Here is an 8385-nt window from a genome sequence, read left to right on the forward strand (position 1 = left end):
GGGTCTTCCACACATGCCCCTCATTTCTCAGTGCCCCGTTATTCATATCTCGATGAACCCTGTAATCACTTGAGGAGAGCTGAGAAGAACACGCGCATCTCTAGATAGAAACTATTTCCGCACGACTAAACGTTCTTTGAACGGGCTCTGTAGAAGGTGCATTTGACCATCGTTAGTGGAAAGATAGGCCGGTTAGCGCAGGTTTCCAAATCTGACAAAACGAAGCAATTTTCGATCCCTAGGAGGCCGCACATGCCCGCGATTACAGTGCCTGCAGAGCTTTCGATGGCGCGCGGCGTATTCACAACGGTTCGGATCGTTGATCTCACCGTACATGCTTGCAAATTGAGTGAACGACTACACGTTTCGCTGGCTGGAATCCGAGGGGTAGTTTGGATCGGCGCGATTGGGCCCCTGCACGTGTTGAACCGGGCAGGTCTGGATCGATTGGATTTTGACGGCCCACTCCATCCCTCAATCGTCGCGCACTTCAACGCCTAGTCATGGCCGCCAGTCGCTAATCTCAGAAAAAATACGGCGCAATGCCCCGGAACATTTTGAATTGGAGGGATTTTAAATAATGGCCTTGGGCCAGTAATTGGGATGATGCTGATGACAGCCGACATAGATCGTAAAATTGCTACCCAATTCGAGGATTTCATTCGAGATCGCGACTTTCCTTGTGTGGGAGCGAAAAGCGCGCTTTCGAAAGGGACGCTAAAGGTTAGCGTCTGCCGGTCAATGACAAGCAATTGGGACGATGTGCGCATACATCGCGAATTGCTGGATTGGTCATTTGATTATCAAAATGATCCGGGACTGTTTCGCTCCCTCGCCTTTATTTTCAAGGAGAACGAGGATCTCGACGAAAGGAGTTTCGAAGCAGCGATGTGGGAGCGCATCCAGTCGCTTGCCGATAAGGACGCTTGGCTTGAGCAGCCCTATGACAATCGTGTCAGTCCTGATCCAAACGATCCGCATTTTTCGCTGAGTTTTGGTGGAGAGGCTTTCTTTGTCGTAGGAATGCATCCGCGCGCTAGCAGGCCCGCCCGCAGATTCGAACGGCCCGCATTGGTGTTCAATCTGCATGATCAATTTGAGCAATTGCGCAAAGAACAGCGATATGAGCGCATCAGGCAAACCATCCTCGAACGTGACAGGGATCTTTCCGGAACGATCAATCCGATGCTTGCCCGCCACGGCGAGAATAGCGAGGCGCGGCAATATTCTGGACGTTTGATCGAAGATGATTGGGCTTGTCCGTTTCGGGACAAGCGCGCCTCAGTGCAGGAGCCGGAATGAAACTGACCCGCATCGAACCTCGATCTGGAACCGCGTTATTATTGGATAAGGGGCAATCACTGACCGTAGTGGATCCTGCGGGATGCCAGGTTGCAGACCTTCTGGCGTTTTCGCGCGACGACGTTAGAGAAGTGCTCTCAAATGGTCGCACTTTCGATTATGAAGAAATGATCCGGTTGAGCGTGGGAAATCGACTCTGGTCCAACCGATCACAACCCATGCTGGAAATCATAGAAGATACGGTGGGACGCCACGATTTCCTGCTAACTCCGTGCAGCAGGGACACGTTTCGTCATTTCTACCCCGATAAGCCGGAGCATCGTGGCTGCTTTGGTAATCTGGCCGAGGCTCTGGCGCCTTGGGGTATTACCGAGGATGATATACCGGTCGCTTTTAATTGCTTCATGAACGTTCCGGTCCGGTCCGATGGGAAAATCTCGGTTGATCCGCCCATTAGTAATCCGGGCGCTAAAATCACGTTTAGGGCCGAGATGGACCTTATCATAGGCCTCACGGCCTGTTCGGCTTACGCCAGCAACGGGGGAGCCTTCAAACCAATAGATTATCGGATCGAGTGAGCGATCGCTTCGTTGCAGCATTACAGCCAACTGAGGAGATCACATCATGACTTCCGACAAAAAGTTCGAAAGGGTGCGGCCCGACCGCCACCCTTCCCATATTCCCGCGACTGACCGTCCCGAACGCAACAGCCAGCTTTATAACGAAGTGCGCAAAGAGGGCGAAGTTGTGCCCGAAGATTATCCAGTGCAAGATAGACGAGATGGTAATGTCGCGACCGGTCATTCAAAGGCTTGATGCGGCATATTTTTCTTCCTGACACGATTGAGTCTCTATTGAGGATCGCTGTCATCGTGCCGGCAATCTATCTTCTGATCATCTTTTTTATCCGGCTTTCGGGCAAGCGATCCACCTCGCAAATGAACAATTTCGACTGGATCGTAACGGTAGCATTGGGTTCAATCACAGCTTCGACGATCTTGCTCAAGGATATTATACTCGCCGAGGGAGCGCTTTCGATCGCTCTTTTGCTGGTGCTCCAATACGGCCTGACATTTTTGGCGCGCAAATCGCCTTTGGTAGCCAGAGCAGTCAAAGCTCCGCCCACGCTGCTCTTCGACCGTGGACGCTTCCTCGATGACGGGATGGCTACCGAACGCATCTCGAGAAAAGAGGTGCTGGCTGCGGTCAGAAAAGCGGGATTTACCGACCTTGATCAAGTCGACTGGATTGCGCTCGAAAATGATGCGTCTTTCTCAGTCATCGCGCACAGCGATAGCCGGACCAATAGGAATGCGATACGCGAGATAGGTGGCGTGCCGGCGGAACGTCGCCATTGATCAGATCGCGGGAAGCTCATCCGCTGACGATTATGCCGCCTTTAGGATGAAGGACCTAGCCTTTCATATAATCTGGACCGGGGGCAAGAAACATAAACGACGCGAGCACCGTCTGACTGCTATTCCCTTGCCGCCAGTTTAAAGTGGGCGGTTTGGGGCGTATTCATGCGGCGGCGCCGTTATAACAACGTGCATAGCCACGATAGCCGAGTTCGTCATTAGCACCGGGTGGAGCAACGATCATCTCCATGCCCGGACTTCCGGCATTCCCCTCTTCGTGGACCGAACGCAGGACCACGACAAGTCCGCCGTCCTCATATCGGTCCTCGGCAGTGGCTTTCAGGGGGATGAGCTTGCCGTTCAGCTTGATGGCTCCGCTCTTGCCTGGCTCAAACAGAAACGAAGGGAATGCGACCTCGGTCAGGATTAGTTCGCACTTGCCCCCATTGCCGCCAAGCGCCTGTATATCTGCATTGCTCATTGTTTCAGGCTTCACAATCGCCGTCTCTACATTGGCGAGGGCGGCTGCAGCCCCCTCGATCGGCGCCGGAGATGGTTCCGGTTCAAGCTGCGCTTTGCGGTCATTCCCGGTGGCGGTATTCTGATTGCAACTGGCCAGAGCCAGGCCCAAACCACCCAGCAGTACGGAGTGCAAGAAGGGACGTTTCATCGGGCAACCTCCTCTGGCATGCGTTCGGTGGTTCGCACGCCATTCTTCTCGATTTCGGCGATGAGATATTTCATCTGCGCAATCTCGCGTCGCTGCGCGACGATGATGTCATGGGCCAGTTTGCGCACCCGCGGATCGCGGATATGGGCACGCTCGCTTGTCATGATCGCGATGGAATGGTGTGGAATCATGGCCCTCATGTACTCGACACCCGTCACCGTCGTCTGACTGCGCACCAGCCACAGCGCGCCAGCGAAAACCAATGCCGCCACGCCCAGAATGATGAAGTTCTTCTTGGGGTTCTTGTACATGCCCCACATGAACAGCAGCATGATCACCATCATGGCCGCGCCCATCACGAATGCCATCCAGAAGCGCGTTTCGCTCCAGAAAACATGGTCGATGCTGAACGTGTTGAGATACATCAGCGCGAACATGACCGCAGTACTGGTCGCGATCATCGCCATGAATTTCCAATAGGGTCCGTCCGGGCTCTTTTCCGGTTGCGCGTCTGCCATCAGGCTGATCCTTTCCTGCGTTCGCGGTGAGTTTGGTTCCCTATCAATGGGCGGAATACGTGAGGGTTCCGCCAAATTTTGTCGTCAGAACGAGAAGACACCCGAAGCAGCTTCGTTCCGTTGATCCTTCAACGCTCTTAGATCACGCATGAAGTCATCCTTCCACGCCGACAGGCTCGACCGGCTGATGGTGGCGTTCAATGCGCGCCAGCGCTCAATCCTTTCGGGCAGCGGCATGTCGATCGCCTGCGCAATGGTCTCGGCGCACTGCTCCTTGTCATAGGGATTGACGAGAATCGCCTCGGTCAACTGCTCGGCCGCACCGGCAAAGCGCGAGAGGATCAGGACACCCGGATCTTCGGGATCCTGCGCCGCGACGAATTCCTTTGCGACAAGGTTCATCCCGTCGCGCAGGGGCGTGACGAGGCAGACATCCGCAGCCCGGTAGATACCGGCCAGCGCATCGCGTCCGTATGACTGGGTATGATATGCTAGCGGCGTCCAATCCAGCTTACCGAACCGGCCGTTGATCCGTCCCGCCTCGGCCACCAGTTCGTCGCCCAGATCCTGATATTCCTCGACAAGGCTTCGACTGGGCTGACCGATCTGCAAGAGGCTGGCAGTTCCGCGGCGTTCAGGAAAACGTTCAAGAAAGCGGCTAAAAGCGGCAAACTTGTGCGGCAGACCCTTGGAGTAATCGATACGATCGACGCCCAGCAGTATCTTCCGTCCAGCATTGCCTTCGCAGACGCGCCTGAAACTTTCCTGCGCTTTCTCCGACCGGCCCAATTCCACCATCTCGGCAGGATTGATGCTGATCGGATAGCTGCGCGCAAGCAAGCGTCTTCCGAACAGGTCCATCAACCCATCTTCGTCCGGCTGAGCGTCCAACTCCGTCTCGAAATAATCGCAAAAGGCCTTGAGGTCCTTCTCTGTCTGGAAGCCGACTAGGTCATAGCCGAATAACGACCAGACCAGATCAGCGTGTTGAGGCAGGCTTATGAAAAGCTCCATTGCCGGCCAGGGTATATGGAGAAAGAAGCCGATGCGATTGTCGACGCCGAGCGCGCGCAATTCGCGCCCCAGTGGAATAAGGTGATAATCCTGAACCCAGATCACATCGTCAGGCTGGACGAATGAGCGAATGGCGTGGGCGAATGTGCGATTCACATCGAGATAGGCATCGCGAAAGGATTGTTCGTAGGCGGTCAGATCGGTGCGATGGTGAAACAGTGGCCAAAGCGTTCTGTTGGCGTAACCGTTGTAATATTCCTCCACATGGCGCCGGGACAGATCAATGCGGGCCACCGTGACTTTGCCGACGGTTTCGAAGTGCGGCGGGCTGTCGCCCTTGTCGATAGCCTTTCCACTCCAGCCCAGCCAGACGCCGCCCTCTTCCTTGAGGGCTCCGCCCATGGCCAGCGCCAACCCGCCCGAACTGGCAGCATTTGACGAATGAATATCTGCGACACGGTTTGAAACGACGATCAATCGGGGCATTTTTCCACCTTTTGCAATCCTAACGAAAGCAACGCGGCTTGGTTTCGAGACTTCCGGGATGAATGTTCAACGCAGTGCCCAAACTGGCCGGTTCCGGTGCCAGCGGGGGACCCGGAAACGTTCGAAGGCGTTAAGTCGCCATGCAACCGGTGATTTTTCGATGGGGCCTGTTCTGCTCCCTTTTCGCAGCGACTGCCGCATGCGCTGATCTTCCGCGCGATCCGGCCGGCACGACGGAAAGGGTCGAAAGGACCGGCAAGCTCATCGTAGGGCAAATTTCAGGCGATAATTTATCGGATCAATCGGCGAAAATTCTGCGCCGTGTCGCGCAGCGCACCCATGCCACCGTGCATATCCGGCAGGGAGCGGGCGAACAATTGCTGACCGATCTTGAGGAAGGGCGGATCGACCTTGTTTATGGCCGCTTCGCCAAATCCTCTCCCTGGTCTGCCAATGTCCATCTCGGCCCCCCGATGGGAAGGCGCAAGATCGTGGGAAAGGATGAGCGCGTGCCTCGCTTCGCTTTTCGCAACGGCGAAAATGGCTGGATCACGATGGTGCAAAGGGAAATACCGTGAACCGTCTGCCTCAAGAAATCCGTAAGCCGTTCCGCCGCGCCAAACGCTTGGAATGGTGGACCTTGTTCTGGATGAGCACGGTCATAGCGGCGATGTTCCTTACAATGGGAGGAAGCCAAGCGATGCGCTCGGCCCTTTTCGAGGACATCCTCAGCCTGGTCCCGGCGATCACCTTCCTGATCGCCGCGCAGTTCGAGCCCAAATCGCCGACAGATAAATATCCTTTTGGATTCGTGCGGGTAAACAGCCTTGCCTTTCTCGTCGCGGCGGTTGCCCTGACTGCAGTCGGCGTCTTCTTGTTGTACGAAAGTGCGATGACCTTGCTGATGGCGGAGCATCCCACCGTCGCCCCGGTCAAGATTGGCGGCCATTCGATCTGGATGGGCTGGTTGATGATTGCGGCCTTGACCTATTCGATCGTGGTTCCAGTAATCATCGGACGATTGAAACTGCCGGTGGCTGAGCAGCTGTATGACAAGGTGTTGCACACCGATGCACTGATGCAAAAGGCTGACTGGCAGACCGGCCTTGCCGGCATTGTAGGCATTCTAGGCATCTATTTCGGTTATTGGTGGGCTGATAGCGCAGCGGCCTTGTTCATTGCCTTTTCGATCCTGCGCGATGGGCTTTCTAATATGGGCAAAGCGGCAGCGGAACTCCTGGATGGAGCGCCACGCGATCTCACCGGCTCGTGCATTTCGCCCGAAGCAGAGCGGCTGAGACAGCGTCTCCAGCGCATTTGGCCAAGCGGTAATGTCCGCCTGCGGGAATCCGGACGCTATCTTGTAGGAACCGTCGAAGGCATTCATCCACCGGACGACTTGCCTGATCTCGAGGAACTTATGGGAGAAGATCCATCATGGCGTCTCGCCCGTTTGTCTTTCTCCCCGCCAGAGATGTTGCGTCGGGAAGACGTTGGCTAGCACATAGCATTTTCGATTCTAGGCCAAATTGATTTTGACGGAGTTGCCAGGTTTAGGCGCTGCTGTGTTGGGCGAGCGAGGAAACAAGCTTGCGGTCAAGTTGCGATCGAAGCCGTCGATGAGCGGTCTGGCGCGCTCTGCCTCACTTGGAGGAAAGTCCTGCGTCTGCGGATTTATCCTCCACGCTGTCAATAAACGTGTAGCTTGCCAAAGCGTTGTCTGTGAGCTCCCCACAGCAAAAAATTGCGCTAAACCTACAAGCGAAAGCGCAAGGCCGATCATAGGGCAGAATACTGTGAGAATTGCGGCGTTAGGATAAGATTCGAAGCTAGGCATCCCTTCCAGATGCGGGCCGTATGCTTGCAACTGGCATTTTTTGATCTCGGTGCGGAAAGATTCGAGAATGCGGCCTTTGCTAGCCGCCTTCCCGAGAACACTGCTTAAGCGGGCCGACAGGTCATCTTGACACCCCCACGGTAATAGTGTAAGCGCTGTCGCGTCCCCACCTTGCGCCGTTGATCTGAAGCGTCGAGTTTCCGCGCCCTGATCTGCGGGAGGGGCGTTGGTGCTATGACGATGTCATGTGACGATACTGGCACTAACGGTGTTCAGCGGTTTGAGGTCTTCACCGGCGCGGGCAAGCGTCGGGACTGGCCGCCGGAGGTGAAGGCCTCGATTGTCGCCGAGAGCTATTCGGGGATGCAGTCGGTGAGCGCGGTCGCGCGCCGTCATGGCCTGGTTCCTTCACAACTCTTCACCTGGCGTCGCCAGTTGCGTGCGCAGATGGAAGAACACGGTCTCATAGTTCCTGAGACTGCAAAGCCGGAGCAGACCTTCGTTCCGGCGGTGATCGATGCGATGCCCGATCCCGATCCGGCACCAAGGAACAAGCCGACACGACGGCGACGCCGCGGCAAGGCCAGTACGGTGGAACTGGAAGTGGACGGGATCACGGTGAAGATCGGGTGCGGAGCGGATGCGGGCACGATTTCGGCAGTGATCACTGCGCTGCGAGAGACGCGATGATCGGGCCCGTTGGTCCATTGGGTACTGGCGCAAAGGTGATGGTCGCAACGCGCCCGGTGGACTTTCGCAAGGGACCGGACTCGCTCGCGGCACTGGTGGCCGCCGAGTATGGCGGCAAGCCCTATTCCGGCGTGATCTATGTGTTCCGGGCCAAGCGAGCCGACCGGATCAAGATGATCTGGTGGGATGGCACGGGCCTGTGTTTGATGGCCAAGAAGATGGAGACGGGCGGCTTCAAGTGGCCCGGCATCCGCGATGGTGTAATGCGCCTTACAGCGGCACAACTGGGCGCTTTGCTGGAGGGCCTGGACTGGCGGCGTGTCCACGGCGGACGTCGCCCGAAGGCACCGCAGATTGCCGCTTGACGGGATACCGCACCACTGATTCAGTGTCTCCATGCTGATAGAAGCGGACCTGCCTGAAGACGTCGAAGCGCTGCGAGCGCTCGTGCTCGAACAGGCCCGTGAGCTCGATACTCTCAAGACATTCCGCGATGAGGTCGAGCGCCTG

At 56.2% G+C, this 8385-nt stretch carries 11 protein-coding genes; 8 read left to right on the plus strand and 3 right to left on the minus strand.

Translation table 11 applies throughout. The features are described 5' to 3' along the window. Positions 1-612: 612 nt before the first annotated feature. The 4 genes from gntA to A9D15_RS04470 are packed head-to-tail and all read left to right on the plus strand — an operon-like array spanning position 613 to position 2660. The gene (gntA, locus tag A9D15_RS16175) at positions 613-1302 is read left to right on the plus strand and encodes a guanitoxin biosynthesis heme-dependent pre-guanitoxin N-hydroxylase GntA (protein WP_156521645.1); all 690 of its coding nucleotides are present in this window, start codon (positions 613-615) and stop codon (positions 1300-1302) included. After that, a complete protein-coding gene (locus A9D15_RS04465) occupies positions 1299-1880 on the plus strand; it encodes a DUF1989 domain-containing protein (RefSeq protein WP_066762252.1) in 582 nt (193 codons plus the stop codon). Before gntA ends, A9D15_RS04465 begins: the two co-directional genes overlap by 4 nt. Before the next feature lie 46 nt (positions 1881-1926). Next, positions 1927-2118, plus strand: a complete 192-nt coding sequence (locus A9D15_RS16420; protein WP_156521644.1) for a hypothetical protein — start codon at positions 1927-1929, stop codon at positions 2116-2118. Then, the gene (locus tag A9D15_RS04470) at positions 2118-2660 is read left to right on the plus strand and encodes a DUF421 domain-containing protein (RefSeq protein WP_066762255.1); all 543 of its coding nucleotides are present in this window, start codon (positions 2118-2120) and stop codon (positions 2658-2660) included. The genes A9D15_RS16420 and A9D15_RS04470 overlap by 1 nt, the downstream gene beginning before the upstream one ends. Positions 2661-2823: 163 nt before the next feature. On the opposite strand, the gene A9D15_RS04475 is transcribed toward A9D15_RS04470, so the two are convergent. From A9D15_RS04475 to A9D15_RS04485, 3 genes are all read right to left on the minus strand, one after another. Next, on the minus strand, positions 2824-3330 hold the full coding sequence (locus A9D15_RS04475) for a DUF6692 family protein (RefSeq protein ID WP_066762256.1): 507 nt from the start codon (positions 3328-3330) through the stop codon (positions 2824-2826). Beyond that, positions 3327-3791, minus strand: coding sequence for a DUF305 domain-containing protein (locus tag A9D15_RS04480; RefSeq protein ID WP_082924260.1), 465 nt, complete (start codon positions 3789-3791; stop codon positions 3327-3329). Before A9D15_RS04480 ends, A9D15_RS04475 begins: the two co-directional genes overlap by 4 nt. Before the next feature lie 141 nt (positions 3792-3932). Further along, positions 3933-5348, minus strand: coding sequence for an alpha,alpha-trehalose-phosphate synthase (UDP-forming) (locus A9D15_RS04485; protein WP_066762262.1), 1416 nt, complete (start codon positions 5346-5348; stop codon positions 3933-3935). 140 nt (positions 5349-5488) lie between these two features. Here A9D15_RS04485 and A9D15_RS04490 point away from each other — a divergent pair, with 140 nt between their 5' ends. The 4 genes from A9D15_RS04490 (at position 5489) to tnpB (ending at position 8240) form a co-directional block, all read left to right on the plus strand. Continuing rightward, entirely contained in the window at positions 5489-5926 is a 438-nt protein-coding gene (locus A9D15_RS04490) for a hypothetical protein (RefSeq protein WP_066762265.1), read from the plus strand. Beyond that, positions 5923-6849, plus strand: a complete 927-nt coding sequence (locus A9D15_RS04495; protein ID WP_066762268.1) for a cation diffusion facilitator family transporter — start codon at positions 5923-5925, stop codon at positions 6847-6849. Before A9D15_RS04490 ends, A9D15_RS04495 begins: the two co-directional genes overlap by 4 nt. A gap of 570 nt (positions 6850-7419) precedes the next feature. Continuing rightward, the gene (gene tnpA, locus A9D15_RS04500; protein ID WP_066760572.1) at positions 7420-7875 is read left to right on the plus strand and encodes an IS66-like element accessory protein TnpA; all 456 of its coding nucleotides are present in this window, start codon (positions 7420-7422) and stop codon (positions 7873-7875) included. 38 nt (positions 7876-7913) lie between these two features. Next, positions 7914-8240, plus strand: a complete 327-nt coding sequence (tnpB, locus tag A9D15_RS04505) for an IS66 family insertion sequence element accessory protein TnpB (RefSeq protein WP_216634362.1) — start codon at positions 7914-7916, stop codon at positions 8238-8240. The last annotated feature ends 145 nt before the right edge of the window (positions 8241-8385 follow it).

Origin of the sequence: Croceicoccus pelagius (assembly GCF_001661915.1) — a bacterium.
GTDB lineage: Bacteria > Pseudomonadota > Alphaproteobacteria > Sphingomonadales > Sphingomonadaceae > Croceicoccus > Croceicoccus pelagius.

What these genes read in the sequence shown, in the direction of transcription:
- A9D15_RS04475 (WP_066762256.1), bottom strand. Translation starts at nt 3,330, where the DNA reads ATGAAACGTCCCTTCTTGCACTCCGTACTGCTGGGTGGTTTGGGCCTG.
- A9D15_RS04485 (WP_066762262.1), bottom strand. Translation starts at nt 5,348, where the DNA reads ATGCCCCGATTGATCGTCGTTTCAAACCGTGTCGCAGATATTCATTCG.
- A9D15_RS04490 (WP_066762265.1), top strand. Translation starts at nt 5,489, where the DNA reads ATGCAACCGGTGATTTTTCGATGGGGCCTGTTCTGCTCCCTTTTCGCA.
- A9D15_RS16420 (WP_156521644.1), top strand. Translation starts at nt 1,927, where the DNA reads ATGACTTCCGACAAAAAGTTCGAAAGGGTGCGGCCCGACCGCCACCCT.
- gntA (WP_156521645.1), top strand. Translation starts at nt 613, where the DNA reads ATGACAGCCGACATAGATCGTAAAATTGCTACCCAATTCGAGGATTTC.
- tnpB (WP_216634362.1), top strand. Translation starts at nt 7,914, where the DNA reads ATGGTCGCAACGCGCCCGGTGGACTTTCGCAAGGGACCGGACTCGCTC.
- A9D15_RS04480 (WP_082924260.1), bottom strand. Translation starts at nt 3,791, where the DNA reads ATGATCGCGACCAGTACTGCGGTCATGTTCGCGCTGATGTATCTCAAC.
- A9D15_RS04465 (WP_066762252.1), top strand. Translation starts at nt 1,299, where the DNA reads ATGAAACTGACCCGCATCGAACCTCGATCTGGAACCGCGTTATTATTG.
- A9D15_RS04470 (WP_066762255.1), top strand. Translation starts at nt 2,118, where the DNA reads ATGCGGCATATTTTTCTTCCTGACACGATTGAGTCTCTATTGAGGATC.
- tnpA (WP_066760572.1), top strand. Translation starts at nt 7,420, where the DNA reads ATGACGATGTCATGTGACGATACTGGCACTAACGGTGTTCAGCGGTTT.